This window comes from Ruegeria sp. CF2 (assembly GCF_056537385.1).
Genome location: NZ_JBQFRL010000002.1, coordinates 468,594 through 486,604, shown reverse-complemented (window position 1 = coordinate 486,604; position 18,011 = coordinate 468,594). Strand labels below are relative to the sequence as shown.

Sequence of the window (18,011 nt, the reverse complement as noted above, 5' to 3'; positions counted from 1 at the left end):
ATATCGTCGGTCGAGAGGTTGGCGCGGGCAAGCGCCTCGCCAACCTGGTCAGGTCCGGAAGGAAGCAGCCACAACGAGCCCCGCTTGGGTCGATGTCCAACCTCTCACTTGACGCCGCGCCACGTATTCGGCCCGGTCAATCCAACCTCTGTATTTCGTCGTTGTTCCTGAAAACCGCGCTTGCGGGCGGGTCAGGCGATCAATCGCGGCCAAACGGCACTGCTGCGCCGGGCGAAGGCGCCGATATGACCGATTTCGGACAGCCCGAAATCCTTGGGCTCCAACAAGTGCCGACGGGCGGTCGGACCATAGAGTTCAGACAGCCGCCAGACCGCGGGCGGTGGCACAGTCTGGTCATCCTCGAACGCAATGATATCCGCCGTGGCGTTCGCCCGACTCCAATCCGCCTGGGGAAGCGTGTCTCCCAATTCGGGCAGATAGCTGGTGGGCGATGTACACCACTTGCGCCATTGCCAATAGACGCCCGCCGGCAAATCGGCTCCGAATCCCAGAAGTTTCCCCGGCAGGTACCCCAGAAGACGCACCAGAGGTGGCACGTGGCCATACCAGAACAAAGTCGCCAAGCCCTTGTAGGGCCACGGGTGATCGGCCACCGTCACCAAACCTGCGCACACACAGATCATCCGGTCGATCTGTTCGATTTCCGGTTGCAGCGGACCCAGCATTCCACCGACCGAATGCCCGATCACCCACAGTTTTGCCTGCGGGTATCGACGGCGCATCTCGGCACGCGCTGCGGGCATGTCGATCAGCGCCCAGTCCGCCATCGTGGCCTTCGAGTCTTTCAGCCGCCCGGTCAGCGAATGCTCGAAATCCCGGTAATCATATGTCAGGCAAGCCATACCGCGCTCGGCGGCCAGCCAGCGAGCAAAGTGCTGATAGTAGTCACGTGGCACTCCTGTTGCGCCGTTCAGCACAACAACGGTTTGCGGCTCGACCGCCGGAGTGTAAAGCCGCGCCGCCAGCTGGGTCTGGCCCGACGGAAACTGAAAGTCTTCCACGTCAACCGCGTGCTGCGAATCCAACATCTTTGCCTCCAAACACTCTGGACCGATCGGTCTAATACTTTGTGTCTGGACCAATTGGTCTAGGCCTGTCAATATTTGGCCTGCATGACCCAACGTCCACCAAACACCAAAGATCGCCTGATCGTGACTGCCGCCCGACTGTTCCAGCGCTCGGGCTATAACGGTGTCGGTCTGGCGGAATTGCTGGCCGAAGCGCAAGCCCCCAAGGGTTCGCTTTATCACCATTTTCCAAAGGGCAAGCCGGATCTGGCCCTGGCGGCGGCCAGTTGGGCCTCGGACGGGATGTTGAGCATGATTGCTGCGGCATTCGACGACGCCGCGGATTTTCGCGACGGGGTCACGACCCTGTGCCACAAAATCGCGAAGCTGTTCGACACCTCGGCCCAATGGGAGACCTGCCCGATCGCCGCCACCCTGTTCGAAAGCCCCGACAACCGCGCGTTTCGGGAACATGCCGACCGTATGTATGAAAGCTGGATCGTCGAAGTTCGAAATCACGCCGCGCGGTTCGGAGTTTCCGACCCCGAAAATGCTGCGGACACCCTGTTCATCGTAATGCAGGGCGGCTGGCAATTGGCCCGTGCCCGCAGGGATTCGAATGTGCTGCGCAGACTGCCTGATCTGTTCCCTTGGGACACACTCCGGCAACCGGGCTGAAACCGTCTTGACTCGATCCCGGATACACCGCTAGCGATGAGGGGATGGTTCCCGTGCCGTTTCGGTCCGGGATGAAAAGGGAACACGGTGCGGTCCAACCCGGAACTCCGGAGCGGACCAAGGCCGCGACTGCCCCCGCAACTGTAGGCGGAGAGCGATGCCGAAATACCACTGACCGCAAGGTTGGGAAGGTCGGCAAAGCAAAGACCCGCAAGTCAGGAGACCTGCCATCAAACGTGAAACCGAAACTCGGACGGGGTGTCCGGGCAGGGTCTGGCCTTGAAACCGGCGTCTGTCCAAATCCACCCCGCTCAGCGCGCGGAGGGCGCAACATGATTTGGAAGACCGACACCCATGAATTCGCGGCAACCATCTGCCAGCGCACCGGAAAGACCTGCCCGGCACTGGCGCGCATAGCACGGGCCATCGCGCAGGCAATGGCGACGGCGCAGGCCGCGACATCCCCCGACTTCCAAGTGGAAGGCAGTAGCGAACTGGCCCACTGCGAACATGGCTGCACGGCGCGGTTCGATGCACGTTCCGAACGGATCCGCGTGTATTGCGGAGCGGCCGCCGACACCCCGTCCGACTGCCTTGATACCTACGCCGACATGCTGTTTGACGACCAGAGCGACGCCCTGCCCGCACAGGTCATCGGCGATCGACCCTGTGCGATGCTGCAGGCCACGGCGATCATGCCGGTGGTCAGGGTCGAGCGCGAGTACCGCGCAACCGCCTGAAGGTCAGGTCACCAGTGCCTCGCGCGCCGGGGCGACGGCCCAGTCCATCTGAGCATCAGTCTCGACCGCGCAGGGGCGTACGGCCCGCAGGCGTTTCAGGGCCTGTTCCGGCTGCTCGCCGCTTTCTATCATCAAGCGCAGAACAACCATGCCAGACCGCCCACAACCGCCCCGGCAGTGAACCAGTACCCGCCCGCCGCCCGACAGCGCATGGCGGGCGGCGGCGCTGACTTCGGGCCATCGGCCGGATATCTCGGTCGACGGCGCCGAGAAGTCGGCGACCGGCAGATGTGCCCACCGACAGGCGCGCCGATGGATGTCACAGCCCAATTCGCCCGCACCCACGGCAACCAGTTCGGCAAGGGTTGTCATCGAAATCACCAGCCCCGGCGCCCAGGCTGAAATCAGGTCCAGGTCTCCCTCATAGTCGCCGCCACCGCCGGGAACCGAGGTCAGGGCCAGCGTCCCGCCGCCCACCTGCAATGCATGAACCACAAGATTTGTCATCAGACGTTCCCCCCGAAACTGGCTGATTGAACTTGATCCGCGCAGTATGCCTCACACCGCGCGCTCGCCAAAGCGAAAAACCTGCACCGGCGCTGTGGACGCGGGGCACCGGGAACTCTACCCTGCATCGTCAGTACGAATCCGTCAGAGCAGACATGACCACACAGTCCAGCCCCGCCTATCAGGTTCTCGCCCGAAAATACCGCCCGGAAACCTTTGCCGACCTGGTCGGTCAGGATGCCATGGTGCGCACGCTGAAAAACGCGTTCGAGGCGGACCGGATCGCGCAGGCCTTCATCATGACCGGCATCCGCGGCACCGGCAAGACGACCACGGCCCGGATCATCGCCAAGGGCATGAACTGCATCGGACCCGACGGCAATGGCGGCCCAACGACCGAACCCTGCGGCCAGTGCGAGCATTGCGTGGCCATCATGGAAGGTCGCCATGTGGACGTGTTGGAAATGGACGCCGCCAGCCGCACCGGCGTGAACGACATCCGAGAGATCATCGACAGCGTGCGCTATCGCGCCGCCAGCGCGCGGTACAAGATCTACATCATCGACGAAGTCCACATGCTGTCGACCAGCGCCTTCAACGCGCTGTTGAAAACGCTGGAGGAACCGCCCGAGCATGTGAAATTCATCTTCGCCACGACCGAGATCCGCAAGGTTCCGGTCACCGTGCTGTCGCGCTGCCAACGGTTCGACCTGCGCCGGATCGAGCCCGAAGTGATGATCGGCCTGCTGCGCAAGATCGCCACCGCCGAGGGCGCGGAAATCTCGGATGACGCGCTGGCACTGATCACCCGCGCCGCCGAAGGCTCGGCCCGGGATGCGACCTCGCTGCTGGATCAGGCAATCAGCCATGGTGCCGGCGAAACCACCGCCGATCAGGTGCGCGCGATGCTGGGACTGGCCGACCGGGGCCGCGTGCTGGACCTGATGGACATGATCCTGCGCGGCGATGCGGCCGGGGCCCTGACCGAACTGGGCGCGCAATATGCCGAGGGCGCCGACCCGCTGGCGGTGTTGCGCGATCTGGCCGAAATCACGCATTGGGTCTCGGTGGTGAAGATCACCCCCGACGCAGCCGAAGATCCCACCGTCTCGCCCGATGAACGCACCCGCGGCCAGCAGATGGCCGAGGCGTTGCCGATGCGGGTGCTGACCCGGATGTGGCAGATGCTGCTGAAGGCGCTCGAGGAAGTCTCGGCCGCGCCCAACGCGATGATGGCCGCGGAAATGGCGGTGATCCGCCTGACCCATGTGGCCGACCTGCCTAGCCCGGAAGAGTTGATCAAGCGCCTTCAGGACAGCCCTCCGCCGCCCGCCGGCGGGCCGGGGGGCGGTGTCCCGGTTGCCGGAAACAGCGCCCCGCCCGTGACCGCGACGGCCTCGGCCCATGCGCCTGCCCCGCGCGGTGCGGGCGGTGCGCCGACGGCGGCGTTGGCTCAGGACGTGCAGACCGCGCTGGCGCGTTATCCAACGTTCGAGCATGTGGTCGAGCTGATCCGCGCCAACCGTGACGTGAAGCTGCTGGTCGAGGTCGAGAACGGCGTCCGCCTTGTCTCGTACCAGCCGGGCCGGATCGAGTTCACGCCCACCGAAAAGGCGCCCACCGACCTGGCCGCGCGGCTCGGGTCCGCGCTGCAGCGCTGGACCGGCAATCGCTGGGCGGTCTCGATCGTCTCGGACGGGGACGCGCCCACCATCGCCGAACTGCGCGACGCGGCCGAGCTGGCGCTGAAGGCCAAGGCCGAAGAACACCCTTTGGTTCAGGCGGTTCTGACACAGTTCCCCAAGGCCCGCATCACCCGGATTGAAACACCCGAGGACCGCGCGGCCAAGGTCGAAACCGAAGCCCTGCCCGAGGTCGAAGACGAATGGGACCCGTTCGAGGAAGACTGATCATCCGCGCAGAAGGCGCGCTGCCCTTGTGAAGGACGCAGACGGCCCGTATTTAGGCCGCAAATCGAATGACAGGAGACACACAGATGCTCAAAGGACTCGGCGGTCTGGGCGACATGGCCAAGATGATGAAATCCGCGCAGGAACTGCAGACCAAGATGGCGCAGATGCAGGAAGAGCTGAACACCATCATGGTCGTCGGCGAATCCGGCGCGGGCCTGGTCAAGGCCACGGCCTCGGCCAAGGGCGAACTGAAAGGTCTGGACATCGACCCCTCGATCTTCAACAGCGACGACAAGGAAGTGGTCGAGGACCTGATCCTAGCCGCAATCAAGGACGCGCAGACCAAAGCCGCCGAGCGGTCGCAGGAAGAAATGGCCAAGCTGACCGAAAGCATGGGCCTCCCGGCGGACATCAAGCTGCCGTTCTGATCTTCGCCCCTCAACCCCCCGCCGCCAAAGCCACGCAGGACAGGCCATGAGTTCGAACAGTGACATCGACGCCCTGATCGATCTGATGGCCAAGCTGCCGGGGCTGGGACCGCGCTCGGCCCGGCGGGCGGTGCTGCACCTGATCCGCAAACGCGCCCTGCTGCTGACGCCGTTGTCGGACGCCATGCAGCAGGTCGCCGCCACCGCACGCGAATGCCTGAACTGCGGCAACGTGGGCACGACGGACATTTGCGACATCTGCAATTCCGAAGACCGCGCCACCGGTGAGCTGTGCGTGGTCGAAGACGTGGCCGACCTGTGGGCGATGGAACGCGCGGGCGTATTCAAGGGCCGCTACCACGTGCTGGGCGGAACGCTCTCGGCGCTGGACGGCGTCGGCCCGGAAGACCTGCGGATCCCCCGGCTGCGCGACCGGGTGACCGCCGAAAACATCACGGAAGTAATCCTGGCCCTGAACGCCACCGTCGACGGCCAGACCACGGCCCATTACATCGCAGATCAGTTGGAAGGACAGGTCCGCCTGACCTCGCTGGCGCAGGGCGTGCCGATCGGGGGCGAGTTGGACTATCTGGATGACGGGACCATCACCGCAGCGCTGCGGGCGCGGAAAGAACTGTAGCCGCCGCGTGCTGCCTGCAAGCAGCACGCTCTCGCCCCTCCCCGATTGCAAGGTACCACTTTACCCATCGGTCAGGTGTAGGCACCCGACGAGTAGGTCAATTCATAGGAATGGCTGTAGATCTCGAAGACTATCCCGAACGGATCCTCGACATAGACCATGCGGTAGGGTTTCTCGCCGGGGTAGTAGTATCGGATAGGCATGCGTTGTTTCCCGCCGGCCGCCACGATTTTTTCCACCAAGCCTTCGACATCAGGATCCTGGACGCAGAAATGGAACGTCCCGTTCCTGCGAAAGTCGATGTTGTTTTCCGGCGCGTAGTTTCCATCAAACTCAAAAAGCTCGATCCCGATACGATCGGCGGTCGCCAGATGCGCGATACGCAGTTTTTTCCAATTCGGGCCAAACACGTCCGTGCACATCACGCCGATGTCCGTGTCATCCTCGACTACGTGGGTTGGCGGCATGATCACGTAAAATCCCAAAACCTCGGAATAGAATTTCACGGCTTTGTCCACGTTCGGGACGGACAACCCGATGTGAGAGAATGTTCTTGGATGTTGAGGCATGGCTTGCTCCTTGGTCTATTGGGCAAGACGTATTTTGCAACGTCCTTGTTTCAAGCGCCCGCCCCACAAGGCAAAGCCGTGTTGTTCCATGCACATAGATCATCATGCACTGCTGCCGAGGCCTAGAATGATCTTTCCGTCGACCCCGCACCGTGTACTATGCCCTAGCCTGACCCATTTGATATCGGAACCCGCCATGAAACGCCTTCTCGCCCTGACCTTCGCCGCCTTCACCGCCACTTCCGCGTGGTCACAGCAACTGGTCGACAAGGGGTTCGTCGAAGGCTGGAACATCATGATGGACCCCAATCTGGGCAACGGCTGTCTGATCCAGACGGTGTATCAGGACCTGTCCGTGGTGCGCCTGGGCTATGATGCTCTGGACAATCGGGGCTATTTCACCGTTTTCCACAAGGGGTGGGGCAACATCGAGCCCGGCAAATCCTATCCGATCCGGTTCGAGCTGGACGGCAAGAGCTTTGACGCCACAGCCATCGGGTTCAAGCAGGATCGGGTGCCCGGTGCGACCGTGTTCTTCACCGACCGGAACTTTGTTGCGGCCATCGCCCAGAACAAGACGATGACGATCTACAACCCCGCGGGCGAGCGGGTTTTGGCGATCGATCTGAAAGGCACCGCCAAGGCATTGGACTATGCGCGGGACTGCCAGAACAAGAAGCTCTAGCGAATCGGATCGAACAACGCATCCGAAGCGGTGCAGTCCCGGATCACGTCCCGCCCACAGGGCACCGGGTCCAGATCACGTGACAGACAGATGCGCACTTCTTCGATGTAACCGTGCTTGCAAGTGACGGTGATCATGTCCGGCTCGAGCCTTGGATTGGCACTGAGGAAGGCATCCTCGACCACGCGCGCCGGCAGTTTCACGGCTTTGTCCAATTTGCGAAACACCGGCGGTCGGGTAATGCGCTCATAAGCCTGCCGGGACAGCTCGTAATAGTCCACCGCAGACAGGCCCGAACAGGTGCCGTGTTTCTTCCACTGGTGCCAGGCCAGGCCCGAACTGCCTTGAATATCTTCCATCTGTCGGGTCATCGCGCGGGACGGCGGTGCTTTGGCTGTCGGGCAATAGGACGGCCAGCCCTGGTGATATTGCGGCCACAATCCGTGCAGGATCCAGCCGTGATCGTGGCGCGCATCGCACTGGTCGGATCCGCGCGCGTCGCCTTCGCGGGCGCACCAGTTGGGCGACCAGCTCAGCGACAGGACGTAATAGTCGAACACGCCCGACTTCTCGCCATCGGCCAGCGCGGCCGTCGCGCCCAAAATCCACACCAGCGGCCCCAACAACGCCCAGCGCATTCGCCTCTTCCCTTCTTGCATCTGCACGACTATATACGGGCCAAGTTCCCCGACAACGGAAACCTGCCCCAAGACCACGGGGCCGCCGAATTCCGGCGACGGGACAGATGTATTCAAAGGAGACGGGCTGATGGCAAAACCCCTGATGGCCAAGGCAACCGCCGTTTGGCTGGTGGACAATACCACGATCAGCTTCAAGCAGATCGCGGATTTCGTGGGCATGCACGAGTTGGAAGTGCAAGGCATCGCTGATGGCGATGTGGCGGCAGGCGTCAAAGGGTTCGACCCGATCGCCAACAACCAGCTGACCCAGGAAGAGATCGACAAGGCCGAGAAAGATCCGCTGCACAAGCTGAAGCTCAAGTTCAACCCCGCCGCTGCCGGCGAGGAAAAGCGCCGCGGTCCGCGCTACACGCCGTTGTCCAAGCGCCAGGACCGCCCGAACTCGATCCTGTGGCTGGTCAAGTTCCACCCGGAACTGACCGATGGCCAGATCGCCAAACTGGTTGGCACCACCAAGCCCACGATCCAGTCGATCCGCGAGCGCACCCACTGGAACATCGCCAACATGCAGCCGATCGACCCGGTCGCGCTGGGTCTTTGCAAACAGTCCGAACTGGATGCCGCCGTCCAGAAAGCCGCCGCCAAGAAGGCCGCCGAAGGTGGCGTCATGAGCGATGACGAGCGCCGCAAGCTGGTCTCGACCGAACAGTCGCTGGAAATGGATGCCGCTCCCAAGATCCCCACGGCGATCGAGGGGCTGGAAACCTTCTCGCTGTCCGATGACAGCGACGAGGAAAAAGAAGACGAAGCAGTGGTGGATGCCGACAGCTTCTTCAACCTGCCCAAGGGCGGTGCCGAAGAAGACGACGAGGACGATCTGCGCAACTGACACTGTGCTGGCCCCGGTCCGATGGACCGGGGCCTTTTTTTGGAACTGGACCATGCTGAATATTCTATCGTCTATCTTCGGGCCGCACCGGGCGGTTTCGATCTACGCTTTCGCAAAAACCAAAGGACTGGCCATTCTGGGCGGCGTGGCCGTTATTGCCGTAGCTGCCGGTCTGCTGCTGTTCAGCGGCGATGGGAAACACGAACACGAAGCGTTTCTGACTGTTCCCGTACTGTCGGCTACGCCAATCAATGGTGATCTCAAGAACGGGGTCATCGCGTCGGTTCGATTGCCGGACGGATCGGCAACTTCAATCACCGCGACCGAGGCGCCGATCGCGCGCAGTGTCGGAACCACGGCCTGCGTAGAAAAGCGGGTTTTCGTTGACAGCGGCGAACCACGCTATCGGTTCAAATTGCCAAGCAACTGCGGCGCAAGCTGATATGCAGAACCGCCCGGAGAATACTCCGGGCGGTTTTCTTCTTACAGAAGCTGGAACAGGATCCCGGCTGCAATAGCTCCGCTGATCCCAAGCCCGATATAGGCTGCGAACACACGGGGTTTGACCAGAGACCAGACAGCCGCCATGGCCGGAATGGAACTGACGGCCCCGGCGATCATGAAGGACATCGCCGCGCCTGCGCTCATCCCCTGCTCCATCAGGCCGGCCAGAAGCGGCGGCGCGACATACGAGTTCAGGTAGGCCGGCATCCCGACAAAGGCGGCGATCACGATCGGCACGGCACCGTCGCCACCAACCAGCCGCGCGATCAGATCAGCCGGAACATAGCTGACCAGCAGCGCCTCGAGCACATAGGCCAGAGCGAGCCACTTCAGCAGGAACAGGCCGTTCTGCACAAATTCCCGACGGAACCGGACGCGGCGTTCGGGCTCTTGCCAAAAGCGCCAAAGCAGCGTGTCTTTCTTCGGACCGCAGCCACAGCATCCGGCCGGTTCATAGTGGCGCAGAGGTTGGGCAAAGGCACCCTGACGCATGAGAAAACGCACCGCGAACCCGCCGAACAATCCCAGTGCCACGGCGGCAAGGGCTTTGCCGATCGCAAATGGCCAGCCCAAGGCGCCCGCCGTAATCAAAAGCGTGGGCGGGTCAATCAACGGCGAGCTCAGCCAGAAGGCCATGACCGCCGACAAGGGCGCACCCAATGCAAGCAGGCCTGCGATGAACGGGATCACCTCGCAAGAGCAGAACGGAGCCAACCCGCCGAACAAAGCGGCCAGCAGGATCATCCGGGTTTCACGGCCCTCGAAGGCTCGGGCAACCATAGTCTCGGCCCCGCTGGCCTTGAGGTAGGACAGCAACAGCACTGCAAACAGGATGTACTGACCGGTGTGCACCAGAGCCTTGGCTGCAAAAGTCGTGACGTTCACCCAATTGCCCGGGTCCAGAATGGCCACAAGCACAAGGATCGCCGCGATCAGGGCCCAGGGTGTCTTCAGCAGACCGGACAGGGTTTGACCAACGGCCTTCGGGGATTGGGTCAATTCAGCCATCGTTGGCAACCTTTCTGGATTCATCCGCGCAGCATTCGCTGAGGATGAACTGCGCCAATGATCTCAATTCATCGAAACATGCACGGTTGATTGTGGTCCGACCGGATTTCTCCTGCTCGACCACGCCGCCCGCCGCCAAGAATCGCAGGTGATGAGCAAGGGTGGATGGTGCCATCCCCGTGCGGCTTTGGATTTCCCCGACCGTCAGACCGGCCTGTCCGGCCCGTACAAGGGTCTTGAGCACCTGCAATCGCGCCTCGGACCCCATCGCGGAAAACCCTGCAGCAGCTTTTTCCCACATTTGGTTATCTCCATTAAACTAGATTTCTAGTTTTTTAGTGATAAGCAGAGCCCGAGTCAACCGCATCGATAAATTTCCGTTGATCCCGAATAAGTCCAGATTGCCCTGTATTTAAGTCCAACATATAACGAGGCATGGGAATTTCGGTCGATACCTTCTTTCTGAAACCGGGCGGTCAGGGCACTCTGCAGGCGCAGATCCAGCAGATGATTGCCGAGGGCATCCTGTCAGGCCGCTTTCATGTCGGTGAGAAACTGCCGTCGTCGCGCAAACTGGCCGCGCATCTGGGTGTCAGCCGCATCACGGTGACGCTGGCCTATACCGAGTTGCTGGCAAATGACTATCTGACGGCCAAAGGCCGGTCCGGGTACTACGTGTCACAGAACGCGCCGGTGCCACCGAAATACACACCGGTTCAGCGCAGCGAAGAAACCGTCAACTGGGACGCCGCACTGGCCCGCCGCTTTTCCGAGGGTGATTTTCTGGCCAAGCCACCGGATTGGCGAGAATATAGCTATCCGTTCATCTACGGCCAGGCCGACCGCACCCTGTTTGATCATGCGAACTGGCGCCTCTGCGCCGTTCGGGCCCTTGGCCACAAGGATTTCGACTCGCTGACCGGCGACTACGTGGATCAGGACGATCCGTTGCTGATCGAGTTCATTGCCCGCCACACCTTGCCCCGCCGCGGTATCGCCGCTCGGCCCGAGGAAATTCTGATCACGCTGGGCGCTCAGAACGCCCTTTGGCTGACCTCGCGCATTCTTCTGGGCCATGGGCGCAAGGCTGCGATCGAGGATCCCAGCTACTACGCTCTGCACGAGCTTATGCGCTGCTCGGATGCCTCGATGACACCATTGCGGGTGGACAAGGATGGGTTACCGCCCGAGTCCATCCCGGACGGCACCGACGTGATCTACACCACGCCCAGCCACCAATGCCCGACAACCGCGACAATGCCCGTCGCCCGGCGTCACGACCTGTTGAAACGCGCCCGCGAACTGGACGCGATGATCGTCGAAGATGACTATGAGTTCGAGATGGCCTTCTTGGGTGCCCCGTCCCCGGCGCTCAAGTCCTTGGACAAGGACGGGCGTGTGGTCTACGTGGGCAGCTTTTCCAAGTCTTTGTTCCCGGGATTGCGGTTGGGGTACATGGTCGGATCCGAACCGTTCATCCGCGAGGCCCGCGCGCTGCGGTCGCTCGTTTTCCGACACCCACCCGGCCATATCCAGCGAACGGCGGCCTATTTCCTGTCGCTCGGGCACTATGACGCCCAGATACGGCGTATGTCCAAGGCTCTGATGCAGCGGCGCAAGACGATCGAGGACGCGATCGAGGCGAACGGGTTGACCGTGGCCGGACGCGGTGTCTTTGGTGGATCGTCGATGTGGATGAAGGCACCGGACCACGTCGACACCGCCGAACTGGCGAAAACGCTGCAGAATCAGAGTGTTCATATCGAGCCCGGTGCTGCGTTCTTCTCGGGGCCGGATCGGCCCAGGAACTATTACCGCCTGGGGTATTCCTCGATCTCGGCTGACCGGATACCTGTGGGAATCGAGCGGGTTGCGGCCGCAATCCGGGCCTGCTGAGGCCACACTGGACCTACTCCGGCGCCGTGTCTGGCCCTAACCCAGATGCCCCCGTTGCGCCAAAACCAATGGCAAGCCAAGGCGTATCGCCTGACCGTTTCCACCATTGCTTGGAGAGCGTCCAAATGAAAATGACGACAGAAGAGGCCTTTGTTAAGGTTCTGCAGATGCACGGCATCGAACACGCGTTCGGGATCATCGGCTCGGCCATGATGCCGATCTCGGACCTGTTCCCCAAGGCCGGGATCATGTTCTGGGACTGCGCTCATGAAGGCAGCGCCGGCATGATGGCCGACGGTTACACCCGCGCCACCGGCAAGATGTCCATGATGATCGCACAGAACGGCCCCGGCATCACCAACTTCGTCACTGCCGTCAAAACCGCCTACTGGAACCACACACCGCTGCTGCTGGTCACCCCGCAGGCCGCGAACAAGACCATCGGACAGGGCGGCTTTCAGGAAGTCGAACAGATGAAGCTGTTCGAGGACATGGTCGCGTATCAGGAAGAGGTCCGCGATCCATCCCGCGTTACCGAGGTTCTGAACCGCGTGATCATGAAGGCCAAGCGCGCCAGCGCCCCGGCCCAGATCAACATCCCGCGTGACATGTGGACCCAGGTCATTGACGTCGAACTGCCCGCGGTCGTCGATTTCGAGCGTCCCGCAGGCGGTGAAACCGCTGTCGCAAAGGCCGCCGAACTGCTGTCGAACGCCAAGAACCCCGTGATCCTGAACGGAGCGGGCGTGGTGTTGGCCAAAGGCGGCATCGAGGCCTCCAAGGCCCTGGCCGAGCGTCTGGATGCGCCGGTTTGCGTCGGCTACCAGCACAACGACGCCTTCCCCGGCAGCCATCCGCTGTTTGCCGGTCCGCTGGGCTACAACGGATCCAAAGCAGCGATGGAACTGATCAAGGAAGCCGACGTGGTGCTGTGCCTCGGCACCCGCCTGAACCCGTTCTCGACCCTGCCGGGCTATGGCATGGAATACTGGCCGGCCGACGCCAAGATCATCCAGGTCGACATCAACCCCGACCGGATCGGCCTGACCAAGAAGGTCTCGGTCGGAATCGTTGGCGACGCGGCCAAGGTGGCGACCGGCATCCTGAACCAGTTGAGCGACACGGCCGGAGACGAAGGCCGCGCCGAGCGCAAGGCCAAGATTGCCGAGAAGAAGTCGCGTTGGGCCCAGCAGCTCAGCAGCATGGACCACGAGGACGACGATCCCGGTACCAGCTGGAACGAGCGCGCACGCGCGGCCAAGCCCGACTGGATGAGCCCCCGCATGGCATGGCGCGCCATTCAGGCCGCGCTGCCGAAAGAAGCCATCATCAGCTCGGACATCGGCAACAACTGCGCCATCGGCAACGCCTACCCGTCCTTTGAGGAAGGTCGCAAGTATCTGGCCCCCGGCCTGTTCGGACCGTGCGGATATGGCCTGCCCGCCATCGTCGGCGCCAAGATCGGCTGCCCGGACGTGCCCGTAGTGGGTTTTGCCGGTGACGGCGCCTTCGGCATCGCGGTGAACGAGCTGACCGCCATCGGCCGCGAGGAATGGCCTGCCGTGACGCAGATCGTGTTCCGCAACTACCAGTGGGGCGCGGAAAAGCGCAACTCGACCCTGTGGTTCGACGACAATTTCGTTGGCACCGAACTGGACACCAAAGTGTCCTATGCCGGCATCGCCCAAGCCTGCGGCCTGAAGGGTGTCGTCGCTCGCACCATGGACGAGCTGACCGCCGCCCTGAACCAGGCCATCGAAGACCAGAAGAACGGCATCACCACCCTGATCGAAGCCCTGATCAACCAAGAACTGGGTGAGCCGTTCCGCCGCGACGCGATGAAAAAGCCTGTGGCCGTGGCCGGCATTTCGGCCGACGACATGGTGCCGCAGCAGGTCTGAGCGGGAACGGAGCTGGAGCGGATGACCCTGACACCCATCGAGTTGTTGCGTCAGCAAGCTCCGGCAATCCGGCCAATCGTTGCTCTGAGCGAAGGCAGTGATCCCCGCATCGTTGCGGGGGCGCTTGCCGCCCGGTCCGCAGGGCTGTCCGACATCATCCTTGTCGGACCGCGGGCAGAAATCGAGACCGAGTTGCAGGCGCAGGGCGCCGCACCGGGCGATGGCCTTTCCATCCATGACCCGACCGAGTCGCCGCTGACCGAGGAGTTCGCGGCCATCTACCACGATCTGCGCCGGCACAAGGGCGTGGATGCGGTGTCGGCCCGGTCCGCCGCCGAAACGCCCTTGGTCTACGCGGCCATGCTGGTCCGGACAGGGCGCGCCACGGGAACGGTCGGTGGCGCTGTCCACACGACCGGTTATGTAGTTCGAACGGCGATTCAGGTGATCGGCCTGGCCCCGGATGCCGGATTGGTGTCCTCGTTTTTCCTGATGTACCCGCCGGACCAGGGCGGACCTGATGCGCGCGCGATGCTGTTTTCCGATTGCGGGCTCGTGATTGATCCGACCGCATCGGAGCTGGCCCATATCGCAGCCGCCTCGGCCCAGTCGGCCCGGGCCATCCTGCGGGAACAGCCGTCGCTGGCGATGCTGAGCTTTTCGACCAAAGGCAGCGCAAGACATCCCGGTGTCGACAAGGTCACCGAGGCAACACGTCTTTTGCGCGAACAGCATCCCGAGCTGCATGTCGACGGCGAGCTGCAATTCGACGCGGCTTTTCACCCCCCCGTCGGCCAGAAAAAGGCTCCGGGATCGACAGTGGCCGGAAAGGCCAACGTCATGATCTTTCCCAATCTGGACGCGGGGAACATCAGCTACAAGATCACCCAGAGGATCGGTGGATACATGGCGATCGGCCCGGTGCTGCAGGGTCTGGCCCGACCGGCGAATGATCTGTCCCGCGGCTGCAGCGCCGAGGATGTCGAACAGATGATCGCCGTGACCGTGCTGCAGGCATTGGGAACATGACCATCAAATCTGGCGCCATCGTCAGAACAGTATTCTAAATCCGGGCTGAAAGTGACAAGTTCGTCCCGACGCAAACGACTGGATCCGCAAATGACCCATCAGCAGCCAATGCTCGACACGTCTCCCAAGGTCTCGGACGAGGTTCGCAAGACAACCTGCTACATGTGTGCCTGCCGATGCGGGATCAACGTCCACATGAAGGATGGCAAGGTCGCTTACATCGAGGGCAACCGTGACCACCCGGTGAACAAGGGGGTTCTGTGCGCCAAAGGCAGCGCGGGTATCATGCAGGTCAACGCCCCGTCACGCCTGCGCGCTCCGCTCAAGCGGGTGGGTCCGCGCGGGTCGGGTGAGTTCGAGGAAATCAGCTGGGACGAAGCGTTGGACATCGCCGTCGGCTGGCTCAAGCCGCTGCGCGAGGACAACCCCGAGAAGCTGGCCTTTTTCACCGGCCGTGACCAGTCGCAATCCTTTACCAGCTTCTGGGCCCAGAATTTCGGCACCTGCAACTATGCCGCCCATGGCGGTTTCTGCTCGGTCAACATGGCGGCCGGCGGCATCTACACGATGGGCGGCGCGTTCTGGGAATTCGGCCAGCCCGATTGGGACCGCACCAAGCTGTTCATGCTGTTCGGCGTGGCCGAGGACCATGACAGCAACCCGATCAAGATGGGCATCGGAAAGATCAAGGCGCGTGGTGCCCGCGTGATTGGGGTGAACCCGATCCGCACCGGCTACAACGCAGTGGCCGATGACTGGGTCGGCATCACGCCCGGGACCGACGGGCTGTTCATCCTGTCGCTGATCCATGTGTTGATGAAAGCCGGCAAGATCGACTTGGATTACATGAGCCGCTATACCAACGCGCCGGTGCTGATCAACGCCGCCGAAGGCTCTGAAAAGGGCCTGTTTCTGCGGGACGCGGACGGCAAGCCGCTGGTGATCGACCGGGTCACGGGGCAACCGACGGCCTTCGACAAACCGGGCGTCCGGCCCGACCTGACCGCCACCTATGACATAGACGGCATCACCCACCGCCCGGTCTTCCACCTGATGGCGGAAAAATACCTCAGCGACGAATACGCCCCCGAAGCGGTGGCCGAGGATTGCGGCGTACCCGCCAGCCGGATCCGCGCCATCGCCGGTGAGCTGGCGCGCGTCGCCTTTGAAGAGGCCTTTGAGCTGGACCAGGAATGGACTGACTTCCGGGGCGAAAAGCACAGCAAGATGATCGGCCGGCCGGTGGCCATGCACGCGATGCGCGGCGTTTCGGCCCATGCCAACGGATTCCAGACCTGCCGCGCGCTGCACGTGCTGCAGATCCTGCTTGGCACGGTCGAAGTCCCGGGTGGGTTCCGCTTCAAGCCGCCCTATCCGAAGCCGGTCGAGGCGCACCCGACCCCCCATTGCAAGGTCACGCCAAACTCGCCCCTGGACGGCCCGCATCTGGGTTTCGTGCGCGGCCCCGAAGATCTGGCCCTGAAGGCCGATGGCAGCCCGGCGCGCATCGACAAGGCCTTTACCTGGGAAAATCCGATGTCCAGCCACGGGCTGATGCACATGGTGATTTCGAATGCTCACGCGGGCGATCCCTACAAGATCGACACGCTGTTCATGTACATGGCCAACATGTCCTGGAACTCGACCATGAACACCAAGGGCGTGATCGAGATGCTGACGGACAAGGATGACAACGGAGACTACGTGATCCCGCGGATCATCTACTCCGACGCCTATTCCTCGGAAATGGTGGCCTATGCCGACCTGATCCTGCCCGACACCACCTATCTGGAGCGCCATGACTGCATTTCGCTCCTCGACCGCCCGATCTGCGAGGCCGACGGAGCCGCAGATGCGATCCGCTGGCCGGTGATCGAACCCGATCGCGACGTGCGCGGATTTCAGACGGTGCTGATCCAGCTGGCCAACAAGCTGGGTCTGCCGGGCTTCACCGATGAGGACGGCTCGGCCAAGTATACGGACTACGCCGACTACATGGTCAACCACCAGCGTAAGCCCGGGATCGGCCCGCTGGCTGGGTTCCGCGGCGCAGATGGCTCGCAGGTGGGTCGGGGCGACGTGAACCCGAACCAACTGGACCGCTACATCGAGAATGGCGGCTTCTACCTGGAACACATCCCGGACGAGGCCCTGTTCTACAAACCCTGGAACGCCGCCTATCAGGACTGGGCAGTGGGAATGGGCCTGTATGACAGTCCGCAACCCTACCTGTTCCAGCTCTATTCCGAACCGATGCGCAAGTTCCAGCTGGCAGCCGAAGGCCATGGTGACCGCCAGCCGCCCGACCACCTGCGCGGCCGCATCACGGAAACCATGGACCCGCTTCCGATCTGGTACGAGACCGACCAGACCGGAAACGAAGGCTTTACCGTCAACGCCCTGACCCAGCGCCCCATGGCGATGTATCACAGCTGGGGCACGCAGAATGCCTGGTTGCGGCAACTGCACGGGCGCAACCCGCTATATGTTCCCACCAAGCTGATGCGCGAACACGGACTGAAGGACGGGGACTGGGCCAAAGTCAGTTCTCCGCACGGAGAAATCACTGTGCCGGTGATAGAAATGGCTGCGTTGAACGACAACACCGTCTGGACATGGAACGCCATCGGTAAACGCAAAGGGGCATGGGCGTTGCAGCCCGACGCACCCGAGGCGACCAAGGGCTTTCTGCTCAACCACCTGATCCACGAATTGCTGCCACCCAAGGGCGACGGTCTTCGCTGGGCCAATTCCGACCCGATCACCGGACAGGCCGCGTGGTTTGACCTCAAGGTCAAGATCGAAAAAGCCGAAGCACCGGCAGACGCCCAAAGCCAGCCGGAATTCCCGCCAATCAAATCTCCGGTCGGCACCGGCCCCAAGGATCTCGCATGGAAGGTTGGCAAATGACGCTGCCCCACACTCCATTTGGCCCGCAATACTCCGGGGATGAAT

Annotated in this window: 18 protein-coding genes, 1 other RNA gene and 1 riboswitch; of the genes, 13 read left to right on the top strand and 6 right to left on the bottom strand. The window is 62.4% G+C overall.

All coding sequences use genetic code 11. The features are described from left to right. Nucleotides 1-11: 11 nt before the first annotated feature. Nucleotides 12-110, top strand: an RNA gene (ffs, locus tag ACR0IR_RS13425) — signal recognition particle sRNA small type. A gap of 81 nt (nt 111-191) precedes the next feature. Here ffs and ACR0IR_RS13420 read toward each other — a convergent pair. After that, nucleotides 192-1,049, bottom strand: a complete 858-nt coding sequence (locus ACR0IR_RS13420) for an alpha/beta hydrolase family protein (protein WP_170364331.1) — start codon at nt 1,047-1,049, stop codon at nt 192-194. 123 nt (nt 1,050-1,172) lie between these two features. Here ACR0IR_RS13420 and ACR0IR_RS13415 point away from each other — a divergent pair, with 123 nt between their 5' ends. Both ACR0IR_RS13415 and ACR0IR_RS13410 read left to right on the top strand, forming a co-directional pair. Further along, on the top strand, nt 1,173-1,706 hold the full coding sequence (locus tag ACR0IR_RS13415; RefSeq protein WP_367647675.1) for a TetR/AcrR family transcriptional regulator: 534 nt from the start codon (nt 1,173-1,175) through the stop codon (nt 1,704-1,706). Between the two features lie 30 nt (nt 1,707-1,736). Next, nucleotides 1,737-1,952, top strand: a riboswitch (cobalamin riboswitch). Nucleotides 1,953-2,038: 86 nt separating this feature from the next. Further along, the gene (locus ACR0IR_RS13410) at nt 2,039-2,446 is read left to right on the top strand and encodes a hypothetical protein (protein WP_170364327.1); all 408 of its coding nucleotides are present in this window, start codon (nt 2,039-2,041) and stop codon (nt 2,444-2,446) included. A gap of 3 nt (nt 2,447-2,449) precedes the next feature. Here the strand turns inward: ACR0IR_RS13410 and ACR0IR_RS13405 are convergent, their stop codons facing one another. After that, nucleotides 2,450-2,953: a protein-tyrosine phosphatase family protein gene (locus tag ACR0IR_RS13405; protein ID WP_170364325.1), complete on the bottom strand. Its 504-nt coding sequence runs from the start codon at nt 2,951-2,953 to the stop codon at nt 2,450-2,452. Between the two features lie 155 nt (nt 2,954-3,108). Here ACR0IR_RS13405 and ACR0IR_RS13400 point away from each other — a divergent pair, with 155 nt between their 5' ends. The 3 genes from ACR0IR_RS13400 to recR all read left to right on the top strand — a co-directional run bounded on the left by ACR0IR_RS13400 (nt 3,109) and on the right by recR (nt 5,934). Continuing rightward, nucleotides 3,109-4,863 carry a DNA polymerase III subunit gamma/tau gene (locus ACR0IR_RS13400; protein ID WP_480779127.1) on the top strand — a complete coding sequence of 585 codons (1,755 nt, stop codon included), beginning with the start codon at nt 3,109-3,111 and terminating at the stop codon, nt 4,861-4,863. Nucleotides 4,864-4,949: 86 nt separating this feature from the next. After that, a complete protein-coding gene (locus ACR0IR_RS13395; RefSeq protein WP_005980576.1) occupies nt 4,950-5,294 on the top strand; it encodes a YbaB/EbfC family nucleoid-associated protein in 345 nt (114 codons plus the stop codon). A 46-nt stretch (nt 5,295-5,340) separates the two neighbouring features. Next, nucleotides 5,341-5,934, top strand: coding sequence for a recombination mediator RecR (gene recR, locus ACR0IR_RS13390; RefSeq protein ID WP_170341385.1), 594 nt, complete (start codon nt 5,341-5,343; stop codon nt 5,932-5,934). Between the two features lie 71 nt (nt 5,935-6,005). On the opposite strand, the gene ACR0IR_RS13385 is transcribed toward recR, so the two are convergent. Further along, on the bottom strand, nt 6,006-6,503 hold the full coding sequence (locus ACR0IR_RS13385) for a lactoylglutathione lyase family protein (RefSeq protein ID WP_480779126.1): 498 nt from the start codon (nt 6,501-6,503) through the stop codon (nt 6,006-6,008). A gap of 196 nt (nt 6,504-6,699) precedes the next feature. Between ACR0IR_RS13385 and ACR0IR_RS13380 the strand changes: the two genes are divergently transcribed. Continuing rightward, nucleotides 6,700-7,188, top strand: a complete 489-nt coding sequence (locus ACR0IR_RS13380; RefSeq protein WP_170341383.1) for a hypothetical protein — start codon at nt 6,700-6,702, stop codon at nt 7,186-7,188. On the opposite strand, the gene ACR0IR_RS13375 is transcribed toward ACR0IR_RS13380, so the two are convergent. Next, nucleotides 7,185-7,826 carry a ribonuclease T2 family protein gene (locus ACR0IR_RS13375; protein ID WP_170364984.1) on the bottom strand — a complete coding sequence of 214 codons (642 nt, stop codon included), beginning with the start codon at nt 7,824-7,826 and terminating at the stop codon, nt 7,185-7,187. The genes ACR0IR_RS13380 and ACR0IR_RS13375 overlap by 4 nt on opposite strands. A gap of 130 nt (nt 7,827-7,956) precedes the next feature. On the opposite strand from ACR0IR_RS13375, the gene ACR0IR_RS13370 reads away from it, so the two are divergent. Further along, nucleotides 7,957-8,718 carry a DUF1013 domain-containing protein gene (locus ACR0IR_RS13370; protein WP_170364315.1) on the top strand — a complete coding sequence of 254 codons (762 nt, stop codon included), beginning with the start codon at nt 7,957-7,959 and terminating at the stop codon, nt 8,716-8,718. Nucleotides 8,719-8,770: 52 nt separating this feature from the next. Beyond that, nucleotides 8,771-9,160 carry a hypothetical protein gene (locus ACR0IR_RS13365; RefSeq protein WP_170364313.1) on the top strand — a complete coding sequence of 130 codons (390 nt, stop codon included), beginning with the start codon at nt 8,771-8,773 and terminating at the stop codon, nt 9,158-9,160. A 41-nt stretch (nt 9,161-9,201) separates the two neighbouring features. Here the strand turns inward: ACR0IR_RS13365 and ACR0IR_RS13360 are convergent, their stop codons facing one another. Both ACR0IR_RS13360 and ACR0IR_RS13355 read right to left on the bottom strand, forming a co-directional pair. Then, nucleotides 9,202-10,230: a permease gene (locus ACR0IR_RS13360; RefSeq protein WP_170364311.1), complete on the bottom strand. Its 1,029-nt coding sequence runs from the start codon at nt 10,228-10,230 to the stop codon at nt 9,202-9,204. Then, nucleotides 10,223-10,531, bottom strand: coding sequence for an ArsR/SmtB family transcription factor (locus ACR0IR_RS13355; RefSeq protein WP_093964304.1), 309 nt, complete (start codon nt 10,529-10,531; stop codon nt 10,223-10,225). The genes ACR0IR_RS13360 and ACR0IR_RS13355 overlap by 8 nt, the downstream gene beginning before the upstream one ends. Before the next feature lie 134 nt (nt 10,532-10,665). Between ACR0IR_RS13355 and pdxR the strand changes: the two genes are divergently transcribed. The 4 genes from pdxR to ACR0IR_RS13335 all read left to right on the top strand — a co-directional run bounded on the left by pdxR (nt 10,666) and on the right by ACR0IR_RS13335 (nt 17,966). After that, a complete protein-coding gene (gene pdxR, locus ACR0IR_RS13350) occupies nt 10,666-12,126 on the top strand; it encodes a MocR-like pyridoxine biosynthesis transcription factor PdxR (RefSeq protein ID WP_170364309.1) in 1,461 nt (486 codons plus the stop codon). Nucleotides 12,127-12,251: 125 nt separating this feature from the next. After that, complete coding sequence (xsc, locus tag ACR0IR_RS13345) at nt 12,252-14,027, top strand: sulfoacetaldehyde acetyltransferase (RefSeq protein WP_170364307.1); 1,776 nt, start codon at nt 12,252-12,254, stop codon at nt 14,025-14,027. 21 nt (nt 14,028-14,048) lie between these two features. Next, nucleotides 14,049-15,056: a phosphate acetyltransferase gene (pta, locus tag ACR0IR_RS13340; protein ID WP_170364304.1), complete on the top strand. Its 1,008-nt coding sequence runs from the start codon at nt 14,049-14,051 to the stop codon at nt 15,054-15,056. Between the two features lie 90 nt (nt 15,057-15,146). Further along, nucleotides 15,147-17,966 carry a molybdopterin oxidoreductase family protein gene (locus ACR0IR_RS13335; protein WP_170364302.1) on the top strand — a complete coding sequence of 940 codons (2,820 nt, stop codon included), beginning with the start codon at nt 15,147-15,149 and terminating at the stop codon, nt 17,964-17,966. Nucleotides 17,967-18,011: the final 45 nt, after the last annotated feature.